Annotated in this window: 39 protein-coding genes and 1 other annotated feature; of the genes, 5 read left to right on the forward strand and 34 right to left on the reverse strand. The window is 39.1% G+C overall.

Annotation, left to right across the window (positions count from 1 at the left end; genetic code table 11):
• Positions 1 to 62: 62 nt before the first annotated feature.
• The 27 genes from HMPREF2613_RS00800 to HMPREF2613_RS00910 all read right to left on the reverse strand — a co-directional run bounded on the left by HMPREF2613_RS00800 (position 63) and on the right by HMPREF2613_RS00910 (position 9,336).
• Positions 63 to 527: a hypothetical protein gene (locus HMPREF2613_RS00800; protein ID WP_070478254.1), complete on the reverse strand. Its 465-nt coding sequence runs from the start codon at positions 525 to 527 to the stop codon at positions 63 to 65.
• Positions 509 to 862 carry a helix-turn-helix domain-containing protein gene (locus HMPREF2613_RS00805; protein ID WP_070478256.1) on the reverse strand — a complete coding sequence of 118 codons (354 nt, stop codon included), beginning with the start codon at positions 860 to 862 and terminating at the stop codon, positions 509 to 511. The genes HMPREF2613_RS00800 and HMPREF2613_RS00805 overlap by 19 nt, the downstream gene beginning before the upstream one ends.
• A gap of 15 nt (positions 863 to 877) precedes the next feature.
• Positions 878 to 1,246 (reverse strand): hypothetical protein, encoded by a 369-nt coding sequence (locus HMPREF2613_RS00810; protein WP_070478258.1) that lies wholly within the window; start codon positions 1,244 to 1,246, stop codon positions 878 to 880.
• Positions 1,243 to 1,407, reverse strand: coding sequence for a hypothetical protein (locus tag HMPREF2613_RS11475; protein WP_181897270.1), 165 nt, complete (start codon positions 1,405 to 1,407; stop codon positions 1,243 to 1,245). The genes HMPREF2613_RS00810 and HMPREF2613_RS11475 overlap by 4 nt, the downstream gene beginning before the upstream one ends.
• A complete protein-coding gene (locus HMPREF2613_RS00815) occupies positions 1,385 to 1,621 on the reverse strand; it encodes a DUF3310 domain-containing protein (protein WP_070478261.1) in 237 nt (78 codons plus the stop codon). The genes HMPREF2613_RS11475 and HMPREF2613_RS00815 overlap by 23 nt, the downstream gene beginning before the upstream one ends.
• Before the next feature lies 1 nt (position 1,622).
• A complete protein-coding gene (locus tag HMPREF2613_RS00820) occupies positions 1,623 to 1,802 on the reverse strand; it encodes a hypothetical protein (RefSeq protein WP_070478263.1) in 180 nt (59 codons plus the stop codon).
• On the reverse strand, positions 1,795 to 2,223 hold the full coding sequence (locus HMPREF2613_RS00825; protein WP_070478265.1) for a YopX family protein: 429 nt from the start codon (positions 2,221 to 2,223) through the stop codon (positions 1,795 to 1,797). The genes HMPREF2613_RS00820 and HMPREF2613_RS00825 overlap by 8 nt, the downstream gene beginning before the upstream one ends.
• Complete coding sequence (locus HMPREF2613_RS00830) at positions 2,220 to 2,537, reverse strand: MazG-like family protein (RefSeq protein ID WP_261673955.1); 318 nt, start codon at positions 2,535 to 2,537, stop codon at positions 2,220 to 2,222. Before HMPREF2613_RS00830 ends, HMPREF2613_RS00825 begins: the two co-directional genes overlap by 4 nt.
• Positions 2,534 to 2,794, reverse strand: coding sequence for a DUF1372 family protein (locus tag HMPREF2613_RS00835; protein ID WP_070478267.1), 261 nt, complete (start codon positions 2,792 to 2,794; stop codon positions 2,534 to 2,536). Before HMPREF2613_RS00835 ends, HMPREF2613_RS00830 begins: the two co-directional genes overlap by 4 nt.
• Positions 2,791 to 2,952 carry a hypothetical protein gene (locus tag HMPREF2613_RS11480; protein WP_181897268.1) on the reverse strand — a complete coding sequence of 54 codons (162 nt, stop codon included), beginning with the start codon at positions 2,950 to 2,952 and terminating at the stop codon, positions 2,791 to 2,793. Before HMPREF2613_RS11480 ends, HMPREF2613_RS00835 begins: the two co-directional genes overlap by 4 nt.
• On the reverse strand, positions 2,949 to 3,128 hold the full coding sequence (locus HMPREF2613_RS11485; protein WP_181897287.1) for a hypothetical protein: 180 nt from the start codon (positions 3,126 to 3,128) through the stop codon (positions 2,949 to 2,951). The genes HMPREF2613_RS11480 and HMPREF2613_RS11485 overlap by 4 nt, the downstream gene beginning before the upstream one ends.
• Positions 3,129 to 3,278: 150 nt before the next feature.
• Complete coding sequence (locus HMPREF2613_RS00840; protein ID WP_070478270.1) at positions 3,279 to 3,617, reverse strand: hypothetical protein; 339 nt, start codon at positions 3,615 to 3,617, stop codon at positions 3,279 to 3,281.
• Entirely contained in the window at positions 3,614 to 3,802 is a 189-nt protein-coding gene (locus HMPREF2613_RS00845; protein ID WP_070478273.1) for a topoisomerase, read from the reverse strand. Before HMPREF2613_RS00845 ends, HMPREF2613_RS00840 begins: the two co-directional genes overlap by 4 nt.
• A complete protein-coding gene (locus tag HMPREF2613_RS00850; protein ID WP_070478275.1) occupies positions 3,802 to 4,089 on the reverse strand; it encodes a hypothetical protein in 288 nt (95 codons plus the stop codon). Before HMPREF2613_RS00850 ends, HMPREF2613_RS00845 begins: the two co-directional genes overlap by 1 nt.
• A gap of 25 nt (positions 4,090 to 4,114) precedes the next feature.
• Positions 4,115 to 4,318, reverse strand: coding sequence for a hypothetical protein (locus HMPREF2613_RS00855; RefSeq protein WP_070478278.1), 204 nt, complete (start codon positions 4,316 to 4,318; stop codon positions 4,115 to 4,117).
• Positions 4,318 to 5,082, reverse strand: coding sequence for a DUF1642 domain-containing protein (locus tag HMPREF2613_RS00860; protein ID WP_070478280.1), 765 nt, complete (start codon positions 5,080 to 5,082; stop codon positions 4,318 to 4,320). The genes HMPREF2613_RS00855 and HMPREF2613_RS00860 overlap by 1 nt, the downstream gene beginning before the upstream one ends.
• Entirely contained in the window at positions 5,072 to 5,263 is a 192-nt protein-coding gene (locus HMPREF2613_RS00865; protein WP_070478282.1) for a hypothetical protein, read from the reverse strand. Before HMPREF2613_RS00865 ends, HMPREF2613_RS00860 begins: the two co-directional genes overlap by 11 nt.
• Positions 5,264 to 5,377: 114 nt before the next feature.
• Positions 5,378 to 5,605, reverse strand: a complete 228-nt coding sequence (locus tag HMPREF2613_RS00870; protein ID WP_070478285.1) for a hypothetical protein — start codon at positions 5,603 to 5,605, stop codon at positions 5,378 to 5,380.
• 9 nt (positions 5,606 to 5,614) lie between these two features.
• Positions 5,615 to 6,076 (reverse strand): class I SAM-dependent methyltransferase, encoded by a 462-nt coding sequence (locus HMPREF2613_RS00875; protein ID WP_070478287.1) that lies wholly within the window; start codon positions 6,074 to 6,076, stop codon positions 5,615 to 5,617.
• The gene (locus tag HMPREF2613_RS00880; RefSeq protein WP_070478289.1) at positions 6,076 to 6,270 is read right to left on the reverse strand and encodes a hypothetical protein; all 195 of its coding nucleotides are present in this window, start codon (positions 6,268 to 6,270) and stop codon (positions 6,076 to 6,078) included. The genes HMPREF2613_RS00875 and HMPREF2613_RS00880 overlap by 1 nt, the downstream gene beginning before the upstream one ends.
• Positions 6,271 to 6,284: 14 nt before the next feature.
• A complete protein-coding gene (locus tag HMPREF2613_RS00885) occupies positions 6,285 to 7,055 on the reverse strand; it encodes an ATP-binding protein (protein WP_070478291.1) in 771 nt (256 codons plus the stop codon).
• The gene (locus HMPREF2613_RS11490; protein ID WP_181897267.1) at positions 7,049 to 7,207 is read right to left on the reverse strand and encodes a hypothetical protein; all 159 of its coding nucleotides are present in this window, start codon (positions 7,205 to 7,207) and stop codon (positions 7,049 to 7,051) included. Before HMPREF2613_RS11490 ends, HMPREF2613_RS00885 begins: the two co-directional genes overlap by 7 nt.
• A complete protein-coding gene (locus HMPREF2613_RS00890; protein WP_070478293.1) occupies positions 7,195 to 7,995 on the reverse strand; it encodes a phage replisome organizer N-terminal domain-containing protein in 801 nt (266 codons plus the stop codon). Before HMPREF2613_RS00890 ends, HMPREF2613_RS11490 begins: the two co-directional genes overlap by 13 nt.
• Positions 7,992 to 8,330, reverse strand: a complete 339-nt coding sequence (locus tag HMPREF2613_RS00895; RefSeq protein WP_070478296.1) for a hypothetical protein — start codon at positions 8,328 to 8,330, stop codon at positions 7,992 to 7,994. The genes HMPREF2613_RS00890 and HMPREF2613_RS00895 overlap by 4 nt, the downstream gene beginning before the upstream one ends.
• Positions 8,327 to 8,755, reverse strand: a complete 429-nt coding sequence (locus tag HMPREF2613_RS00900; RefSeq protein ID WP_070478299.1) for a hypothetical protein — start codon at positions 8,753 to 8,755, stop codon at positions 8,327 to 8,329. The genes HMPREF2613_RS00895 and HMPREF2613_RS00900 overlap by 4 nt, the downstream gene beginning before the upstream one ends.
• A 2-nt stretch (positions 8,756 to 8,757) precedes the next feature.
• Positions 8,758 to 9,069 (reverse strand): excisionase, encoded by a 312-nt coding sequence (locus tag HMPREF2613_RS00905; protein ID WP_070478301.1) that lies wholly within the window; start codon positions 9,067 to 9,069, stop codon positions 8,758 to 8,760.
• A gap of 78 nt (positions 9,070 to 9,147) precedes the next feature.
• Positions 9,148 to 9,336 carry a helix-turn-helix domain-containing protein gene (locus HMPREF2613_RS00910; protein ID WP_070478303.1) on the reverse strand — a complete coding sequence of 63 codons (189 nt, stop codon included), beginning with the start codon at positions 9,334 to 9,336 and terminating at the stop codon, positions 9,148 to 9,150.
• A 201-nt stretch (positions 9,337 to 9,537) separates the two neighbouring features.
• On the opposite strand from HMPREF2613_RS00910, the gene HMPREF2613_RS00915 reads away from it, so the two are divergent.
• The gene (locus HMPREF2613_RS00915; RefSeq protein WP_070478305.1) at positions 9,538 to 10,305 is read left to right on the forward strand and encodes a DUF4393 domain-containing protein; all 768 of its coding nucleotides are present in this window, start codon (positions 9,538 to 9,540) and stop codon (positions 10,303 to 10,305) included.
• A gap of 291 nt (positions 10,306 to 10,596) precedes the next feature.
• On the opposite strand, the gene HMPREF2613_RS00920 is transcribed toward HMPREF2613_RS00915, so the two are convergent.
• On the reverse strand, positions 10,597 to 10,806 hold the full coding sequence (locus HMPREF2613_RS00920) for a helix-turn-helix domain-containing protein (RefSeq protein WP_070478307.1): 210 nt from the start codon (positions 10,804 to 10,806) through the stop codon (positions 10,597 to 10,599).
• 300 nt (positions 10,807 to 11,106) lie between these two features.
• Between HMPREF2613_RS00920 and HMPREF2613_RS00925 the strand changes: the two genes are divergently transcribed.
• The 4 genes from HMPREF2613_RS00925 to HMPREF2613_RS00940 all read left to right on the forward strand — a co-directional run bounded on the left by HMPREF2613_RS00925 (position 11,107) and on the right by HMPREF2613_RS00940 (position 13,396).
• Positions 11,107 to 11,460, forward strand: coding sequence for a helix-turn-helix domain-containing protein (locus tag HMPREF2613_RS00925; RefSeq protein WP_070478310.1), 354 nt, complete (start codon positions 11,107 to 11,109; stop codon positions 11,458 to 11,460).
• Between the two features lie 3 nt (positions 11,461 to 11,463).
• Positions 11,464 to 11,844 carry an ImmA/IrrE family metallo-endopeptidase gene (locus HMPREF2613_RS00930; protein ID WP_070478312.1) on the forward strand — a complete coding sequence of 127 codons (381 nt, stop codon included), beginning with the start codon at positions 11,464 to 11,466 and terminating at the stop codon, positions 11,842 to 11,844.
• 13 nt (positions 11,845 to 11,857) lie between these two features.
• A complete protein-coding gene (locus tag HMPREF2613_RS00935) occupies positions 11,858 to 12,124 on the forward strand; it encodes a hypothetical protein (protein ID WP_070478314.1) in 267 nt (88 codons plus the stop codon).
• Positions 12,125 to 12,244: 120 nt separating this feature from the next.
• Entirely contained in the window at positions 12,245 to 13,396 is a 1,152-nt protein-coding gene (locus HMPREF2613_RS00940) for a tyrosine-type recombinase/integrase (RefSeq protein ID WP_070478317.1), read from the forward strand.
• Positions 13,397 to 13,496: 100 nt separating this feature from the next.
• Here the strand turns inward: HMPREF2613_RS00940 and rplL are convergent, their stop codons facing one another.
• The 6 genes from rplL to msrB form a co-directional block, all read right to left on the reverse strand.
• Positions 13,497 to 13,865 carry a 50S ribosomal protein L7/L12 gene (rplL, locus tag HMPREF2613_RS00945; RefSeq protein ID WP_001196965.1) on the reverse strand — a complete coding sequence of 123 codons (369 nt, stop codon included), beginning with the start codon at positions 13,863 to 13,865 and terminating at the stop codon, positions 13,497 to 13,499.
• 72 nt (positions 13,866 to 13,937) lie between these two features.
• Positions 13,938 to 14,438 (reverse strand): 50S ribosomal protein L10, encoded by a 501-nt coding sequence (rplJ, locus tag HMPREF2613_RS00950; RefSeq protein ID WP_004259693.1) that lies wholly within the window; start codon positions 14,436 to 14,438, stop codon positions 13,938 to 13,940.
• Positions 14,439 to 14,477: 39 nt separating this feature from the next.
• Positions 14,478 to 14,613 (reverse strand) — a sequence feature (ribosomal protein L10 leader region).
• Positions 14,614 to 14,689: 76 nt separating this feature from the next.
• Positions 14,690 to 15,949, reverse strand: coding sequence for a TRZ/ATZ family protein (locus HMPREF2613_RS00955; protein ID WP_083279180.1), 1,260 nt, complete (start codon positions 15,947 to 15,949; stop codon positions 14,690 to 14,692).
• A gap of 114 nt (positions 15,950 to 16,063) precedes the next feature.
• Positions 16,064 to 17,812, reverse strand: a complete 1,749-nt coding sequence (locus HMPREF2613_RS00960) for an ABC transporter ATP-binding protein (protein ID WP_070478320.1) — start codon at positions 17,810 to 17,812, stop codon at positions 16,064 to 16,066.
• A 1-nt stretch (position 17,813) separates the two neighbouring features.
• On the reverse strand, positions 17,814 to 19,538 hold the full coding sequence (locus HMPREF2613_RS00965; protein ID WP_070478323.1) for an ABC transporter ATP-binding protein: 1,725 nt from the start codon (positions 19,536 to 19,538) through the stop codon (positions 17,814 to 17,816).
• A 59-nt stretch (positions 19,539 to 19,597) separates the two neighbouring features.
• Entirely contained in the window at positions 19,598 to 20,536 is a 939-nt protein-coding gene (msrB, locus tag HMPREF2613_RS00970) for a peptide-methionine (R)-S-oxide reductase MsrB (RefSeq protein ID WP_070478325.1), read from the reverse strand.
• Positions 20,537 to 20,540: the final 4 nt, after the last annotated feature.

Raw genomic sequence — 20,540 nt, forward strand, 5'->3', positions numbered from 1 at the left:
TTTGTTCATGATACTAATTTACCACATTCTTTTTGTCAATTCTATATGTTTTTTTGACAACTTTACATAAAGAGCAAATTTGAAAGTGTATCGAGAATCACTTCACGTCTTCTGTAAATCTGTTTGCTGTGTCTATACAAGTACCCAGTTTCTCCATTCTCCATAATGTGCCAAACTTGAATCCAGTCGTATCCAGTATGTTCTCCCCAGCGAAGATAAAAGATTTTTTTGTCATCTGGTTCTAGATTCTCTAGTAATTGGGAAATAGCGTTTTGGAGATTTTCTAATCTTAAAATCATAGGATCACTTGCATAAGTAACCGCTAGATTCTCCGACCTGTTGACGAATGTCCCACTGCCACTTGCTCCAGTATCATCAATACCAGGAACAGTAAGGTGCTTAACCTCGTACAATCGTTCTAGTTCATGCCTTCGTTGACCGATAAGTTTGTCAATCTTCAAGTACTTATCATCGAGTTCAAACTCAAGATAATCCCTTCGTGCTTTTGTTAAGTTCTTTTTGACCAAACCTTACCTCCCATGTATCTTTTGGATTTAACCCACTTGATAATCTTACCATCATTATTGTTGTTGAAATAATCCGGCAATCTTGCCGTTTGGCTTTCTTTATAGACCACTTTTTCAACGACCTGGACTCCAGGCATCATTTCATCATCTATCCATCCAACTAACCAAGCAGGATTCACGTCATATGTTTTAGCAATCATTTCAATTTGCTTAATCGACGGATATCCACCTCGCTCATACAAATGGATTGTATTTTGTGAAACACCTGTCTCTTTCGCCATCTGTCCTACAGATAGACATAGATCCTCTCTAAGTTCTTTCAACCTTAGCTGCATGATATGAAACTCCTTCTAAATCACTATTTTGTTAAATTCTTCCAGGCACATGTTCGACCAAATGAAATGATTACTTTCTAAAAGCTTCTCGCTCCCCATTTTTTCAATTCTTTGATAAAGCCTGATTTTAAACAACGCTTGATTTTGTTTCGAAAACCTAATTCCTTTTACTGGCAATGTTGCTATAAACGATAATGCTTCGCCATAAGCACGAATTACACATTTTGCTAATATCTCACTATTTTCCCCTTCTCTAACAACAATTGACACATTAATTTGTTCGTAATTTAAAACCTCAGCGAATTTGACTCTATCTTGTTTGTTGTCTGTCTTTCGAAAGCCTGAATATGGATGTTTTTTAGGTTTCATTGCCTGCCCTTTCAAATAATTCTTCCTTCAAATATCAGAGTGATCGTTCCTGTACCGTCTTTATTCTTAGATACCAAAGCACTACAATCTGAACCAAACTCAACTCCCTCAATTGTGACACTGCGCTTCACGCTATCAACGTTGATGATAGAATCATTTGATGTTTTTATTCTCATGCTCCATCTCCTCAATCAGCCAGTCAAGGTTCTTTCTGGCTTTCTTTAGGTCCTCAAGACCGTTCTTTTTTTGGTGTCGTAGTATATACTTTAAGCTGTTACCCATAAAAAAACCTTTCAACTGCTCGTCTGTCATGAAGTTTCTTAGAGCATCGATAGATTCCATGCCGTATCTACCTTGGTAATGGCTTGGGTTGTTTACGTTGTCTGTCATATCAATTCTTCCCATAATGTTTATTTGCTCCATATAAATAATAAGTACCATCCTTGCGCTTGTTCACGTAATACGCGTATTGCCCATCTGGACTAGCGTAGGAAATCTGCTTCTCTCCTGCCCAGCAACCGTTATCACGCATCATGTGGCAATTTTCCATAATCCATTCTACGTCAGGCATCTAGTAACTCCTTGTTCTCGTAGATATTGCCGATGATTTGACTGTTTTTAAGCGTTTCTGGCTCAAAAGGACTAATATTGTCTGGATCAGCGGCATTAATACATTCAACATAAAATCCTAGACCATCATGCAATATACCAAGTATATGACCGTTGTTCTTAGATGTTTCAAGGTATTTATAACTTCCAAATTTTACAATCATTTTTATGCCTTGTATTTCAAGGACATCCCCCTTAAAGATTTCCTGACTATTCTTGTCAAGAATTCCTGTTGATTGCATGATGGTTGCATTTTCGTTTTCAAGATAAAAGTCAAAACTATATCCACAAACACATCTTGTCTTATCTTTTTCAAAAACGAGAGCTTTCACTCTTAACATTTGATTAAGGTCTGGAAGCCAAACCCTAAATTTTGGTATCATACCAAGTCCTCCTCTTTGACGAAACTACCGTCTACCATCTTACCCTTACGGTCTTTAATCTCATTCCAAGCCATCTGGAAGCAATCAGCAATAGACCAACCTTTCTGCTGGCAATAAATCGTTAATACTACCAAAATATCGCCCACGGCATCCTTGCCCTCATCATCCCGTTTCTTGAGATGTGCCTGCGCTAGTTCGCCTGCTTCTTCAAACAGCTTCAATGCTTGGGCCGTGCTATTTTCGGGATTGTCTAACCCTCGTTCTTTCGCCCAATGCTCAACATGATGCGCTAATAGTTCCATATTTGTTGTCATAACCTCACCTCATCCCCGACTTTCACTTTTTCGTATACTTCCTTCGTGACCACGAACACCCCGTAATCACGAATTGTGACAGTATACAACTTGCCATATCGTCCTTTCTCTACGACTTTACCGAATATCTCAGCGCCTTGATTGTCCGCCTTATAGACGACAATCGGACGCTTTTGTTCTAGTTCTGCAATCCTGCCCATCTGCCAGATGTTCAATCCAGCAGATAATAAAATCCATATTGCGATAAATCTTTTCATTCGTTTGCCTCCTTCTTCAATTTAAGGGCAATCTCTAAGTAAAAGTCTTGATCGGGTATCTCTAACATCGCTGTATTGGTTTTACCGTCAGACTCAACGATAATTTCTCCGATTGCCAAAACTAAGTCTCCAATTGTGCTATTTAGCGTAAGGCTCATTCTGTTACCTCCTCAAAGCGCCCATCTATTTTTGGACTTATTTCTTTTGAAATAGGATTCTTCTTTTCTTTTTTCTTCTGCTTGTGATATTCACTGTCTTTATTAAAGACAATATCTTCATTTTCAATCAGTTCAGGAATGAAGCATTTAGATGGATATTGTTCTGGTCGTTTCATCACTCCATCTCCCTACTCTTAATTTCTCTAGTGAGTCTATTTTTTAAAACATGACTTGTAAAATAAATACCGTCTGCATATGTATAGTAATCAGCGGTTTCTTCAACCCACTGACTTCGTGTGTAAGGGTATCTGTTTGGTCGCTTCATGTTACCACCTCATATATAGATATTTCGTATCGATATCTTGTCTTAAAATACAATCTCTCAATGACCTCAAATCTTCTAACGCACTACTTACGGTACCCCATTTGTTCTCAGGTTCATACTGCACATACTTTTCAGGATACTGTTCCAGTTCTGAGATACCACGTTGAATGTTTTCAAAAATCTGATCAACATTGTAGATAGTACCTTGTTTGAAATCCCAATCCATAGCAACCCTAAACATTTTTCCAAGATTGTAAGTTGGAGAACTATTTTCAGGTTCATCTATGCAAATATAATCTCCACTTTCTATTTTTCCTAAGATTTCCAAATCATAACTCATCTACCTGCCTCCTCCGAAGCATACTGCAACCATACTAGGCACTCGTATAGATCCCTTGCTTGCCTTTTGATGTTGCTTAATGATTGACTGCTCAATTTATCATCATTTTGTAAGACTTCTATCTTGAGATTTAAAATAGCAGCAGACAATTCTTTTTCTTTTTTAAAATTTTCACTACATGACATCACTCCACCTCCTTGATATCATCTTTTCCGATATCAATGACCTCTTCAAGATATTCCTTTGAACACCAGTCGTATTCAACGCATTGTCTAATAAATCTTTTTTTATAAAAACAATGCTCTATGTATGCGATCGGGAATAGCAAAGCAATAAAAGGTGAACATATAATCAAAAATAAATAAATAGCACTTGCACAGATTCTTGAGTCTGCAATGTATTCATAAAAATCTACTAAATCTTTTATTTTTTTAAAATGCCTGATAAAAATAATATAGTTCTTTCTTTTCATTTCGTTACTTCCTCATAAAAATTTTTCATATACTTTTATAAAACAAAGCCCTTTTAACTCGAAGTAACGAACTTCTAGTTACTTGTAGCATACGTGGAATTAGAGCATCATGCGCTTTAAAACGTATTAACTCCTTTTCAAAATCCACATAGGCCACTTCATCAACATCTATAAATTCTTCAACCAAACCATCATTCGTGATTACATCTACAACTACACTTCCAAACATCACTCCACCTCCTGCACTTCTACCCCCTCACAATCGAAAATCCAGCCGAAGCCATTCGAAACTACTTCCTTTTTCGTGAGTTTATAGCACTTTTCTGAAAAAAAAGTACTTTTTGTAAAAAGGAGTACTACGGGAGAAAAATGTCCGTATTTATCTGCTAAATTTGCATTTTGATTGACAAGATATAAGTCCCCGTCGTTTTGGTTTAGAAGTTTAATTTCGTATTTTTTCTCCTTTTCTACTATGTAGCCGTCAAGCCAAGCGCGAGCGAAGAGGTCTCTGTTAGATTTCTTGTTATACCATTCTGTGAATTCCTTAGTTCCGTTACCCCAAGTATAATGAAGCGCATCTTCTAGTTCTGGGCTTTGTTCTCTTGCTCCTTCAATCACATCCGCCACAAACTGCGGTACTTTGACTTGATTCAACTCACGTCGAATCTTATCAGCATCTTTCAATTGATTGCCAACCCATTCTCCCTCAAGTTTGCCTTGCTCGTAACCCTCGCGCCATTTTGCATGACTGAAATCTTTCTCAAATTCACCCATGATGGCCTTTAGCCAAACTTCACGATCATGCACTGGCAATTCTCGCAATCGAGCTAGTATGTTCTTGACATAACGAGGTGCTTCGTCTGCATGGCCTGTTTCTGGTTCGTCTAGCTGTTCTAAGTCTTGTAAAAAGATTTGGCGCGCTAGCTCTGCTCCTTCAGTATTCCATACACCCTCAAGTTTTTTATACTTCTCAACCAATTCATTAAGTTTCATCTTCCAACTCCTTTATTTTCTTCTTCCAGTTTTTCACTTTCTTTTTAAGCAAGTCACGTTCCTCAGATCTGCTAAAAGCAAGCGATTTAACGCACGGCTTAGATAGTTCTGCTATCCTTGCCTCCGTCTGCTCGATTGTGCGTTTCAATCCTTCAATTACTGTCTGTTTCCTATATTCCATGGTTTATCTAACCTGTAAAAATCCAGCTCTTGCCCCTCATGGCTCAAAGACACAAGAGCTAGCAAATTCTTTATACGTCATTCGTCCAAGTCTGACGCATATTCTAGCTCGCTTTTAACGTGGTTCGCGGCACGTTGATTTTGTTGCTAAGTAATAGCAATCTACAGCGCCATAATCAAAACGTACTTCGTCTTTTCCGATATATTTTTTAAATCTTGGTCTAGTAATGCCAGAGAAAGCCCATTGATGTTCTTTCATATGCTCAATGAGTTCATCGACATTGTCAAACGTGCCAAGGTAAAACTTGCAGTGCCCGTTGTAGACGAAGTAAAGATTTAACATCAATACCTCCTAAAATTTCATAAAAGCCATCCAGTGAGTTGTCCCACGTTGCTGACCGAAAAGCGGTTGATGCGGAACCAATTCCAAAATTTCTTTAACATTTACTTGAGCATCAGACCACTTGAAAATAAGTGTTCCTCCTGTTTTCAAAACCCTAAAACATTCTTCAAAACCTTGTTGTAAATCTAATCTCCAAGTCAACAAGTCTAGTTGTCCATATTGCGCACGCATGAATGATTTCTGACCAGCCCATAGCAGGTGTGGTGGATCAAATACAACAAGGTTGAATGTTTCATCATCAAATGGCATATCTCGAAAATCTGCAACAATGTCTGGCTTAACATTGATTTTCTTTTTGTGAATCTCAAATTCCTCTTCACGTCTATCCATGTATGTTGTGTGTGGTTCATTTTTATCAAACCAAAACATTCGAGAGCCACAACACGCATCTAGTATTCTGATATCTTTCATCACTCCACCTCAATTGGATAAAAGTTCCCAAAGGAACCCCTCAATGCCTTGCCAACTTGTAAGGCTGCCGCCCGAGAGACGAACCGCAAGGCTTTCTTCTCCTCTGAACATGAAATGTCCAAGCCTGTCACACCGATAACTGCGGACCTCAGAAACGGCTTATCCTCTCTTGTTCCATGCTTTAAAATAAACATCAGCCACCTCCATTCTAGAAATATTGCTTCCGCTTGTTTGTCAAATCATTAAAAATCATCAAATGGTCTTTATCCACACCCTTCATCAGTCTGGACATAAAGGGTCTGCCATATCTTTTCTGAATATCAGCAGAAATTAAATTCGTAGTAATGATTGTATTTGAACGCTTATTCAGGATATTGTAGAGAATAGTAAACGACCATTCGCTATCCTTCTCCATTCCTAAATCATCCAAAACCAAAAACTTAGCACTCGCAATTTTATTGACCAGAAACTCTTCCTGACTAAAATCAGCTTTAATCTTCATCAGCAAGTCCGTCACGTTGATGAAAATAGCAATCTCTTTCGTGTACTCAGATAAGGCTTTGACCATAGCAAAGGCCAAATGGCTCTTGCCAGTCCCAGGTTCACCCTGAAGTACAATATTGTTCCTAGCACCCTCAGACCACTCACGACAAATCCGCTTTGCAAAAGCTAGCTTTTCAGCTTCTTTTTCGGTTGGTGTCTCAAAATTGTCCAAAGTCGCATTTTTTAAAACCTCATCATAAAGAGAGAACTTTTCTAGATAGTACTTCCTTTCTCGCTCATTCTCAGCGTTAGCCAGTTCATTCACTCTTTCCTGATTTTCTTCATGGATCCGCTCAGATTCACACATGCGACATACAACACTATCAGTCCGCAATATCTTTATCAAAGGAATTTTGTGCTTTTCGCAAAGATCTTTCTGTTGTTCTGTATTCCTGTGATAAGATAAGGCAATCTCCTCAAATACATTGTCTACCATGAAAGACGACCTCCACATTCCTGCCAGCTGGCCATTTCAGACAAGCAGGAAACCACTTGATGAATTGGCTGGTTTGCTAAAAGAGTTTTCTTCTCGTAGCTTAACGGATAATAGTCAATCTCGAATTGTTCAATTAGTTCTAGTACCCCCATTCGTCCTTGGCCTCCTGTTCTTCTTTCTTATCCTTGTTCTTCTTTTCTGATTGACGAACCTGTTCAACAGTGGTGACATTGTTCATTTGCCAATTTCTTAAAATCCCACCTATATATTTGATGTTGGGTTTTCCAGAGTTGATAGCAATCTTCAGTGCTTCTTTTACCAAATCCACATCATTCTCATTTAGTAGATGATTTATTTCTTCAATCTCAAATCCAGATAAGAGTCTACGAAATTCAGATTGAAAAAGTTCTAAGATATTTTCTTGACCACCACTACTATTAGTAGTAGTAGTTATTCTTTTCTTATCTTTATCTAATCTATTCTTATTCTCATCTTCTTCTAGTGCGTTACCGTCCGTTACTGTAACGTTACCTGTAACGTTACCAAGAGCAAGATTTTTCTGTTTTTCACGATGTCTAGCCACACGATTACGTGTTTGTTCCTTGATTTTTTCCATACCATCGATGTTTTGGTGCTTTTCCCAGTTTGGCAAGGTAATGACCCCGTCGATAATCTCGACCATCCCAAACTGCTCAAAGACTCCCAAAGCCATTCTGACTGTATTTAATGGCCTACGAAATATTGTAGCTAGCATTTCATCAGTATAGTGGACCTTATCCGACATCATCAAAAGACCATTACGATTATGTTTTCCAGCTAAAGCGAGGATTTTAAACCAAATAACTAAAATAGCATCATGATCAGGCAAGGCATCAATCAGACAAATCTTTTCATCGTCAAAAATATCCGTTGTGATTTTTATCCATTTAATTTCACTCATGCACTATCCTCCCAATACTTTTCCAAATCCACATTCATCACTGCAGCGAGGTTCTTCTGCTCGGTTAGTATTTGTCTACGGTAAGGAGCAAGCCCAGCTTGTCGCTCCTCCTCGCTTCGTGGTAAGTAATATCCATTTGGCTTCATCTTCTTAGCTACGATAGGGTGGTCAAAATTGACACGCAAGCTTTCGATAGTCTCTTCCAGCTTACGCTTCGACAGTCCGGTTTCTAAGCGGATTTCACTCGCTTGAATAGGCAAATCGAAAGTAGCGCAATTCATGATCATGTTTAACACACGTATTTCCATCTCGCTCATGTCACGGCTAACAGTCATGTCTTTGCCCTCCATTTCCTTGGATTTTGCCGAAAATCCATGGTCATTTCTTTATAGAGTAAACGTCCATTTTCTTCTAAGAGATTCGCGTTTTGTTTACTTAGAAGATCATTATTTCTTGCTTCTTCCTGGTAGTCCTGAGCTAGCTTGTCATAATCTTCGATGCATACTCTAAAATATTGAGGTACATCCTCAATCGTTGAAGAAAGTCCGTCAGGTGGTTGTGTGTCATAAGTTGACTTTCTGTCACACTTTTTCAAGTTTCTTCGTGCAACTTTTCTGAAGTCTTCTACTTCTTCAATGAGTATCACCGTTTTTTGTTCAGTTTCCTCTTCATTTTTATCAGTCAGTAGCAGCAGGATAAAGACCATAATAAAAATCGTTACTAAGCCAAGCAATTGGCTTGATAAAGTTGGTTCTGTCATGTTTAAACTCCTAACATTTTTTCTTTTTTCATATTCTCAAGCATTTCTGCCAGAGTTTCTTTCTTCGTACGATATCGATTACGACTTTTCCATTTAACAAACAAACGAAATCCCTCGTAGTCGATAAATACAATCTTATGTGTTGGATTATCGATGAACTGCTTAAAATCAGGATGCTCCCTCATTTCTGTTGCCCATGCTTTAGCTGTTCCTGTAGTTAATCCTTCCCACCTTTGGCAAAGATGACTATAATCTCCATGTGTTGCTTTTTCATCAACACCAACCGCTTTATAAGTAATTTCTGCTTTTGGCATGGGTTTCCCTCTCTTTCGTGTTATAATTTAGTTAGTTATTTTGATTAGCGCCTGACTTCTGTTAGGTGCTTTTTTGTTTTATCTTAGTTCATCTATGCTGATGCCTAACGCGTCAGCTATTTTTTTAACAGTATCAAAGTATAAATCTTTTACTTCTCCATCTCTTAAACGATAGATACTAGCAGTTCCGATTCCTGCTTTTAAACAAAGTTTATAAACTGTCCAATTTTTCTCTGAAAGCTTTTCAGAGATTTTATCCCAGAGCATATCTGTTTTTCTCCTTTTCTAGCTTTATTTTTATAATTTCTACACTTATATATGCTATTACACTATATATTGTGCCTGTTGTAGGTTTCTACTCCTAATTTACACTATATATTGACAAACATTGTCTTTTATCATATAATATATCTTGACTAGGACCTCTCACCGTTTTAGTCAAAATCTAAACAGAAAGAAATCATAATCATGGATCCTAACCAATTCAAAGACTTTCTTCCTCTTGTTACAGGATTTTTAGGAGGAGCTACTTCAGCCGGTGTATTTGCCGGACCTATTCAAACCTTACAAGATTGGTGGTATATCAATTATGGCCACGATGTTTCTAATCAAGCAGCATTATTGCGTGCAAAAAACGAAATTGATGTTGAGAATCTCAGAAATAAAACGCTTCAAGAAGTGGCTACTATCCCACCAGAGAATGTTCAAGAACCACCCCTAAAAATATTAGGTCCTGCTTTGGAAGCATCTAAGTATTATATTGAAGAAGAAGAGTTACGCTCTATGTTCGCGAAAATATTAGCAAGTTCATTTGACGATCGGAAAAACTCGATTATACATCCGTCTTTCGTTGAAATTATCAAGCAACTAGATATCACAGATGCACGTATTCTCCAGAACTTGAAAGCAAATAATTACGCAATAGAATCCCCGATTCCTTGCATGAAAGCTGTAATAAAATACGACGATGGTACTAAAATAATATTTCCAATCATTTACTTTATAGATGGAACCGAAGGGATTGATGAACTCGCTCCTTCTTTAACGAACTTAGAACGACTAGGCCTTTTAAAGATTAAGAGTGATACGTATTCAACGAACGATTCAATCTATGATTTTATTAGAAACACCCCTCTTGTTCAACATATTCTTCAAAACTATCCAGAAATTAGTATTAAAAAAATGTGTTTTTCCATCACTCCCCTCGGGAAGAATTTTTTGGAAGTTTGCTTGTAATTGATTTAGCAAATTCTTCTACACTTGATTTTTCAAAATCCATATATTTTTTGTATAGTTCATTTACTTTATAAATGTGGTAATGCATCATAGTAGATGTTACAATAAAAGATGTCAGAACTGATATAATAAATGTTTCCATTTCTTCTCCTTACAATCTGATTGCTTGCAATCTCTCAAAAAAACTAGTGTTTCTTAGAGTATTTTCTACTAATTCAGGGTCTACCTTCACAAAGGTGGACTCTTTTTTTCCACTATACGGATATCGTTTTGGTCTCATTACCTTCCCTCTTACTCCTCAAATCTTTCCCATGACTCGTTGATCCGCAACTTCTTATTAATACGAAGTTTCAAGTCGTCGCTCCCTTTTCCATCCTTAAGCAACTGTGTGATAGCTGATGGACTAACACCTGCTACGATAGCCAAATCAGTCTGTGACCACCCACGTTTTTCAATTCGCTCTTTTACAAGCTCGATCCATTTACGATGTTGTTGGCTCATGTGACCTCCTCCTTTTAATTAGTTAAGTTAAAGAGTTAGTAAATTATTTTATAAAAATGCTTGACAGTTTTTAGCGTATCTGCTAAAATGAAAGCATAATTAAAAACCTTGATAAAACATTATATCTATCAACTTACTTGCTCGCCAAAGCTATTTATTTTTAGATAAGTTTTAACTTCGTTTTTTACTAACTCATTAACTTACAAAAACTATTTTAGCGTAAACGCAAAACAATGTCAACTATTTTTTGCGTATTTTGTAAAATATTTTTTGTCATGTCTTAGAAAGGCTGATAAATCAATGTTTTCTACTTTTGAAATCGTAAAAGATTTATGTGAGAGACAAGGGATTTCGCTAAATACTTTAGAAGATAAGCTACAGCTAGGAAAGAATTCTTTGTATGGGTTGAAAAGAAATCAACCGTCTGCTGACCGTCTACAACAAATCGCAGACTACTTCAACGTGTCCACCGATTATCTGCTCGGACGTACGGATAATCCGAATATTGCGAAGGATGATACAATCGCAGGATATACGTCTGACGACCTCCGAAAGATGGCAGAGAATGCCAAGACCTTCGATGGCAAGCCACTTACAGAAGAAGATATTGACGCGATTCAAAACATCATAGAAATATACTTGAGAGGTAGATAGCCTATGCAGATTGACGACTTTGTGAAATCTTGTGGAGTAACTCTTTACTACTTTGATAAAGATTTGTGGCAACGTCCTGGCATTTATATCGAGGATATCAAAACCATCTTCGTAAATAACAAATTATCTGATGAAGCAATTAAGCGTGTCGTATATCACGAGTTAGGACATCTTTCGCATACTAATGAACTCTATAAAAATAATTATTTCAAGTGCGAAAATGAAGCAAATAGACATATGATTCATAAATTGTTAGAAGAAGAACTCGCGCTATCAGATGATCAACAATCTTTTAACTATTTGCACTTCATGAAGAAGCACAAATTAAAAACCATCACTGATGAAGTGATGGTCATTGACGAATATTATTCTTTGATTAGCTAATTTGGAGCACAGTATGAAAATAGGACCACGAACACCGAATATAAAAAAGAGAGTATCAGCACGTACAACTGGTGCTATAAATCGAAAAGTTAAAAGAGCTACATCTCCATACTATGGACAAAAAGGCGCAGGTTTAGTCAAAGATCCTGAGCGTGCAGCATATAATAAAGTGTACAATCAAACAACTTTTAGTGCTGAAGATGCAGAAAGCTGTGGATACGGATGTGGATGTCTAATATTCATTGTATTAGCTATAGTTATTTATTTCAACATCTTTTAAACTAAAAATCCCCACACTCTCCATCGCCAAATTTTGAGTGTGAGGATATCCTGTATAGTAAAAGGCATTAAAAAGCCCTCTTTACTATACCCATTTTATCAAAAAAGTGAGGTAAATGCAATGTGGATTGAAGAGCTTCCTAATGGAAGATTTCGGTTTGCGGAAAGATATAAAGATCCGTATACTGAAAAAATGAAAAAAATATCTATCGTGCTTGATAGCAAGTCACCCCGTGCAAAAAAAGAAGCACAAAAGATACTTGATGAAAAGATAACAGAAAAGCTCCAAAGTCTTACTACTACTGATATGCTTTTCACGGACGTGCTAAACGACTGGTGGGAACTTCATAAAAAGTCAATCAAACCTTCTACCATAAAGACTATGGTATATGCTGTAGATGAAGTAAAAGAAACTTTTGCGCCTGACGTTAAAATAAAAAATATCACTGCCAAATATACTCAGCAGTACTTCACGGATTCGGAAGAAAATCATATCAAACTCAAAAAGCAAAAGTCTGTACTAAGCATGGTCTTTAAGTATGCACTTGATATGGAGCTTATAGATAGTAATCCTGTTCAGCGTGTAAGACTTCCTAAAAAGGTTGTTACATACGAAAATATGGAAAGAATTGAAGACAAGTTCCTTGAGCAAAGTGAGCTAAAAAGACTTCTGAAAGCCATGAAAAAGTACAACAGGGGGTACCACGTTGCCCGTATGGCTGAATTCATGGCGCTCAATGGTTGCCGTGTCGGGGAAGCTGGTGCCTTAAAGTTTGAGAACTACGATAGAGAAAACAAGACTATCACAATCAATGGTACTTTAGACCCAACCCGCAAAGGTTCTGAAGGTATCAAGACTACACCTAAAACTTTATCATCTATAAGAGTTGTAGACTTGACCAAAAAAGAGATAGAAATCATTGAAGAATTTATTGAACTACATGAAATCAGAAAGAGTACTAATCCGAATTATAAAGACATGGGATTTATATTTGTATCAGCCAATGGCATTCCAATTCATAAATCAAGTATTGGTAAGCTTATGAAAAATGCCAATGCTACTTTAAAGAATCCAATCAACAAACCACTGCACCCGCATATCTTAAGACATACACTGATCAGTACACTTGCTGAAAACAACATTCCTTTAAAAGCAATCACTCAAAGAGTTGGCCACAAAGACAATGGTAAGACTACGATGGAGATTTACACGCACGTTACCAAAAATATAAAATCAAAGGTTGTAAACGTGCTAGACAAAATTTATAAATAGTTTTGCCCCATTTGTGCCCCATGACAGATAAAAAGAAAAACCGCTAGTCCTAAGAATAGCGGTTTAATCATGTTTTTAAGCTACTAATGTAGTTGCTCTATTATTTAAGAGTAACTGAAGCTCCAGCTTCTTCCAATTTAGCTTTGATTTCTTCAGCTTCTGCAGTTGCAACGCCTTCTTTAACAAGTGCTGGTGCACCGTCAACAAGTTCTTTAGCTTCTTTAAGACCAAGACCTGTGATTTCACGTACAACTTTGATAACGCCAACTTTTTTGTCGCCTGCAGATGTCAATTCAACGTCGAATGAATCTTTAGCAGCACCAGCGTCAGCAGCACCAGCTGCAGCAACAGCTACAGGAGCAGCTGCAGTTACACCAAATTCTTCTTCGATAGCTTTTACAAGGTCGTTCAATTCAAGGATTGAAGCTTCTTTAATTTCAGCAATAATGTTTTCAATGTTCAATGCCATTGTTATTTCCTCCAAATATGTTTTAAATTTATAATAGATTTTCGTAGCTAGGCTACGCTGCGTAGCTTAAGATTAAGCTGCGTCTTCTTTGTTGTCTGCAACCGCTTTGACTGCAAGAGCAACGTTGCGCACTGGCGCTTGAAGTACAGAAAGGAGCATAGAAAGAAGTCCTTCGCGGTTTGGAAGAGTTGCAAGTGCAAGAATCTCTTCTTTAGATGCGACAGCGCCTTCGATTGCACCACCTTTGATTTCAAGTGCTTCAGCGTTTTTAGAAAAGTCGTTCAAGATTTTCGCTGGTGCGATAACATCTTCGTTAGAAAATGCTACTGCAGATGGTCCAACAAATACTGATGCAAGTTCTTCAAGACCAGCTTTTTCAGCTGCACGACGCAAGATTGAGTTTTTAATAACTTTATACTCAACTTCGCTTCCACGAAGCTCACGACGAAGAACTGTATCTTGCTCAACTGTCAAACCACGAGCGTCTACAACGACGATAGATGCAGCAGCTTTCATTTTTTCAGCTACTACGTCAACTAGTTCCGCTTTTTTAGCAATAATTGCTTCACTCATTAGTGTGTTCACCTCCGTTATTATTTTGCTTGGGGGAATTTTTCCAAAAGAAAAACGCGCCCAAACCTAGACACGAAAGTACAATACGCTTCTTTTTACATGATACGTTTTGTCCTCGGTAGGATACTTATGAGTCGAGCTCCCCTACTGTCTTAGGCAGTTTTTTCAAACCGTATATAAGTATAGCATAGTCAAAAAAAGAATGCAAGATTTTTGCAAACTTTTTTTAAACTTTTTTCGCTCTTCTTCTTTTAAAGTTCTACTGTCAAGACTTGACCTTGCTTAACAACCTGTTCTCCGCCGATATAAACATCATCTACATCACTGGATTTGACTACATAAACCAGGTGAGAAAGCATATTTTCTTGGGGTTGGAGATGAATTTTCCCTTGTGGTTGAATAACCAGAAAATCTGCTTGCTTGCCAACTTCTAGACTTCCTATCTGATTTTCCATTCCTAGGACCTCAGCCCCTTCGATTGTCAGAGCCTTGAGGGCTGTTTCGATTGGGAATTGACTTGCATCTCCACTCTTCATTTTCTGTAATAATGTGGCTGTTCGTCCTTCCTCAAACATATCAAGATTGTTATTGGAAGCGACCGAATCTGTCGCAATACCAACCGCTACTCCAGCTTTTTGGAGCTGGATGATTGGAGCAATTCCTGAGGCTAATTTAAGATTACTGATAGGATTATGCGCGATAGATACTTGAGACATTGCCAATCGTTCAATTTCTCTCTCGTTTAATTCGACCCCGTGAGCAAATACAGACGGATGCTCTAAGTAACCCAGTTCTTCTAGAAAAGCGAGGGGGCGTTTTCCGAATCGTTTTAGGATAATGCCAGATTCCTCCTTAGTCTCCGCCACATGAATATGGATTGGAATATTTAGTTCTTTTGCCATTTCTAAGCTCATTTCCAGCAAATCTCTACTACAGCTGTAAGAAGAATGTGGAGCTACCATAACCTTGAAATTTGGATTTTTATATCCAATAATTTCCCCAATGATTGCTCGAGTTCTAACAATGGTCTCAGCAGTCGTTTCTGCCTCTGAAGAAAAGAGGGTTGGCGAGAAATAACAACGCATCTTGGAATCTTTCACTGCCTGATAAATCCGCTCAATATCCACACCATTGGGATTATACATATCGTTAAAGGTTGTTGTACCTGACTGGAGCATCTCTGTCAGAGCTTGTTTGACCGCCTTGGTAGTCATGTCGGGTGTAAACTCAGCTTCTGCTGGCCAGATATAGTCATTGAGCCATTCATGGAGATTACTATCATCTCGAATCCCTCTCAAGCCTGTCATAGCAGAATGGGTATGACAATTGACCAAACCAGGCATGATCCAGGCTCCCTGATAGTCTATAATCTGCTCAGCTTGCTCTAAAATCTCTGGCTTCTCTCGACCGACATAGACGATTTGAGAATCCTTAACGGCTAAGATTCCATCTAGATAAACATGGAAATCTTTGTCACAAGTCACGATATTTACATGCTGAAAGACTTTCATTCTAGGCTCCTTTTCTATAAGACAATTTACAGTGAATAATTTTTCTAGCTATTGTAACAAAAAAGTCACCCGAAGGCAACTTTTTTCGTTCATAAGATTTCAAAATAGAAAGGATTATTCAGAGCTAAAAGCTGCTGCTTGCTGCATTTGGTAATACTTGCCTTTTCTAGCCATGAGGTCCTGATGGTTCCCATACTCAACAATGTCGCCATCCACCAAGACAAGAATCAAATCTGCATCCTGAATAGTTGACAAACGGTGAGCAATGATAAAGCTTGTACGCCCCTTCATGAGTTTAGCAAAGGCATCCTGAACTAGCACTTCTGTCCGTGTATCGATGGAGGAAGTTGCCTCGTCTAAGATAAGAATCTTTGGGATAGCTAGAAAGACTCGGGCGATGGTCAAGAGTTGGGCTTGACCGACAGAGAGAGATTCTCCCGCATTTTCCAACTTGGTATCATAGCCTTGAGGTAGCTGTTGGATGAAAAAGTCTGCATTGGCTGCTTTTGCAGCAGCAATCACTTGCTCCCGACTGGAATCAGGATTTCCAAAGGCTATATTATCATGAATAGTTCCTTGCTTGAGCCAGGTTTCTTGGAGCACCATGCCAAACTGCTGTCTCAATGACGCTCGGGTATAGTTGTAAATGGAACGACCGTCCAGCAAGATATCTCCTGAGTTAATAGGGTAAAAACGCATGAGGAGATTGATAAGAGTTGATTTTCCAGCACCTGTCGGACCAACAATAGCTACCTTACTACCAGCTGGAATAGCGATAGATAAGTCCTTAATCAAAATCTTTTCAGGATGGTAGCCAAAAGAGACATGTCTAAAAGAAATAGCTCCCTTAACTTGGTCACTGGTCAATACTTCCTTACCTGTTTCAACCACCTCAGGGCTCTCTAAAACAGCATAGACACGCTCTGCACAAGCCAAGGCACTTTGCAATTCAGCCAAAACTGAAGAAATATCGTTAAAGGGCTTGGTGTATTGCTGAACATAGTTCAAAAAGGTCACTAAACGTCCGATAGTCAAGGTGGAACCCATCATGATACGATAAGCTCCTACTCCAGCTAGAAGGGCATAAATGAGCGCATTAACAAAGCGAGTCGAAGGATTGACCGTTGAAGAATAAAAGATAGCCGACTGAGAATAACCTGCATAGTTATCATTAGCCTCACGCATCCTTTGGATAAATTCTGCCTGAGCATTAAAGGACTGGATAATGGTCTGCTGGCTCAACGATTCATCAATTAATTGTGTCTGAATTCCCCGCGTCTCTGTTTGCTTTTGGAAGAGATGATAGGAGCGTTTGGCAATAAAGCGTGAGATTACCATAGACAGTGGCGTCAACAGCAAGACTAAGAGAGTCATGAGGAGATGAATTTGGAGCATGGCTAGAATACTAACCAAAATCATTAAGACGCCAATAAAAAATTGATTAAAAATCATGGTCAAGCCAGCTGCTAACTGTTCGATGTCTGTGGTAACACGACTGACCATCTCCCCACTACCTTGTCTATCCACAAAGGCAATCGGTAAACGATGGAGCTTATGGATGATTTGCTCTCGCAAGTCTCTGGTATAAGAGAAGATTAGGCGATTATAGAGGAGAGGATTGACCCACTGCACAAGCGTATTTCCTATGACTACCAAAACCATCTGAATGAAAATCTGCCAAAAAACTGGTGAAGAACCAGCCACCAGAACTTGGTCAATGACCTGCCCAATCAGGATAGGTAGGTAAATTGATAAGCCAACCTGGGCAATAGTTCCTAGAAAGGCTAGGAAAAGGAGGAAGGGATGGCTTGCTAAATCTTTTGCCAAACGTTTGAGCGTCTGGTTTGCAGTTTGTCGTCTCATACTAGTCCTCCTTACCATGTTGGGATGCATTGATTTCGCGAAAAACTTGACTGGATTTCATCAAGTCCTCGTGCTTGCCGATAGCTAGAAGCTCACCTTTTTCCAAGAGGAGAATCTGGTCAGCCATCTGTAAAGTCGATGTGCGTTGAGAAATCAAAATTAAGCTTGTATTTGGCAAATTTTCTCGAATAGCTTTCAAGAGCCTAGACTCGGTAATGGTGTCGAGGGCCGAAGTCGCATCATCTAGGATGAGAAATGGTGCTTGGCGCAAGACTGCACGTGTAATAGACAGCCTTTGTTTTTGTCCACCTGAGAAATTTCGCCCTCCTGCCTCAACAGTGGCATCCAAAAGTCCTTCCTTTTCACTGACAAAATCCTTAGCTTGCGCAATCTCCAAGGCCTGCCAGAGTTCTTGATCAGTCACTTCGTGATTTAAACCTAGAGTCAAGTTAGAACGAATGATTCCCTTAAAAAGTTCGACCTTTTGGGGCACATAGGAAATCCAAGACCGCCACTGCTCAAGATTAAGAGGACTACGTCCATTTCTATAAAAGTCAATGCTCCCCTTGTCTGCTGGGTAAAGTCCAAGTAAGACTTGCACCAAGCTTGATTTACCAGAACCCGTCCCCCCAATGATACCAAGGATTTGCCCTTGCTTCATATCAAAAGAAATGCCTCTCAGAGAAGGCTGGGCCGCATCTGGATAGGTAAAGGTCAGTTCTTGGACTTGTAAAACCTCCTCGCTGGTAGCTTGCTTTTGTTCTAACTCTGAATGGATATCTTCTGGCTCTTCATCAAAGACTTCCTCGATTCGCTTGGCTGAAATATAGGACTGGTTGAGGGAATTTATCAGCATGGCGAGCTTGACCAATTCCACTAAAATCTGCAAGAGGTAGTTGATAAGGGCAATCAGGGCACCTTGACTGAGTAAACCTCCTTGAATAGAAATATAGCCCTGCCAGATGATGACGAGGAGAGTTCCATTAACAATCAGATAAGTCAGAGGGGTTAATAAACTAGACCAGAAACCCGTCTTTTCTTGCAGTCTCGCATAGACTTGATTAAGGGTTTGAAAAATCTGTAACTCTCGTTTTTCTTGTCCAAAAGCACGAATGACCCGCATCCCTTGTAATTGCTGACGTGTTTCCTGAACTAGTTGGTCCGTTTTCTTTCTCAGACTACTGTAGAGAGGATTGACCAATCGAGATAGGCCTACAATAACAATGGTCAGAATGACAACCATAACCAAGAACCAGAAAGTCAGCTCAGACGAGATGCGATAGGCCATAAAAATTGCCCCAAAAACAATAATAGGCGCTCGCAAAAAGAGACGCAGGAATTGATTGATACCAGTCTGAATCTGATAGGTGTCCGAAGTCAAGCGAGTCACTAAGCTCGAAGTTGTCAGACGGTCTCTGCTGTTCTTGGGTAAGGAAAGAATATGACGATAAAGGTCGTCTGTCAGTTCTTTGGCAAAACCAACCGCAGCCTTAGCTGAGTAAAACTGGGCTACCAAGGCCACTAAAACGCCAATCACGGCAAAGATAAGGAGCAGGCCAATCTGCATCCAGAGGTGTCCTTGATCTCTCTGGGGCAAGGATTGGTCAACAATCCCTGCAATCACCATGGGAACAAGAAGCTCAAACACAGCTTCTAATAGCTTGAACAAGGGTGCTAAAATCGATTCCTTAATGTAGGGTTTAAAGTATGATAATAAGTTTTTCATAAATCCCTTCTATTCTTATTCTGAAAATGAAGAAAGTGGGAAGTCCCACCCTCTGAATTTTATTTGTTTAAGTATGGCAATAGATAACCATATCCTGCTTCGTCCATCTCATCCTTGGCCACAAAGCGTAAGGAAGCAGAATTGATACAGTAACGGAGGCCACCTAACTCCCGCGGTCCATCTGTGAACACATGACCCAAGTGAGAATTCCCCGACCGAGAACGAACCTCAATTCGCTCCATTCCATGACTGAGATCCTTGTAATAATGAATCAATTCCTTGGAAATCGGACGGCTAAAACTTGGCCAACCACATCCTGAGGCAAACTTATCCTTGGCAAAAAAGAGTGGCTCACCCGTCGTAATATCTACATAAATCCCTTCTTCAAAGGTTTGGTCATAGGCATTGGTAAAGGGAGCTTCTGTAGCAGCTTCTTGGGTAACACGATAGGACTCTTCGGTTAAGCTTTTCTTTAACACCTCTTGACTAGGTTTTTCATAATTTGCTGCGTCAATCAATGGCTTATCAGCATCGGTCACATCGATATGACAGTAACCTGAAGGATTCTTCTTAAGATAGTCTTGGTGGTAGTCTTCAGCCAGAATGTAGTGGCGAAGTTTCTCCACCTCTACTGCAATCTTTCGACCAAGCATGCGCTCCTGCTCCTGCACCACTGTGTAGATAGCTGGCAAGTCTGCTTCATCTTGGTAATAAATCCCAGTTCTATATTGGCGACCACGGTCATTCCCTTGTTGATTGATAGATAAAGGATCGATAACACGGAAATAATAAAGCAAAATCTCTCTGAGTGACACTGCCTTCTCATCGTAAATTACTTGAACCGTTTCTGCATGGTCTGTTTCTTTGAGCAACTGGTAATTGGTCGTTTCGACTTGTCCATTAGCGTAGCCAACACTGGTTGCTGATACTCCAGAAATGCGTGAAAAATATTCCTCTAGACCCCAAAAACAACCACCTGCTAGATAAATTTCTGCCATCTTT

Origin of the sequence: Streptococcus sp. HMSC070B10, assembly GCF_001808665.1 — a bacterium.
Taxonomy (GTDB): Bacteria; Bacillota; Bacilli; order Lactobacillales; family Streptococcaceae; genus Streptococcus.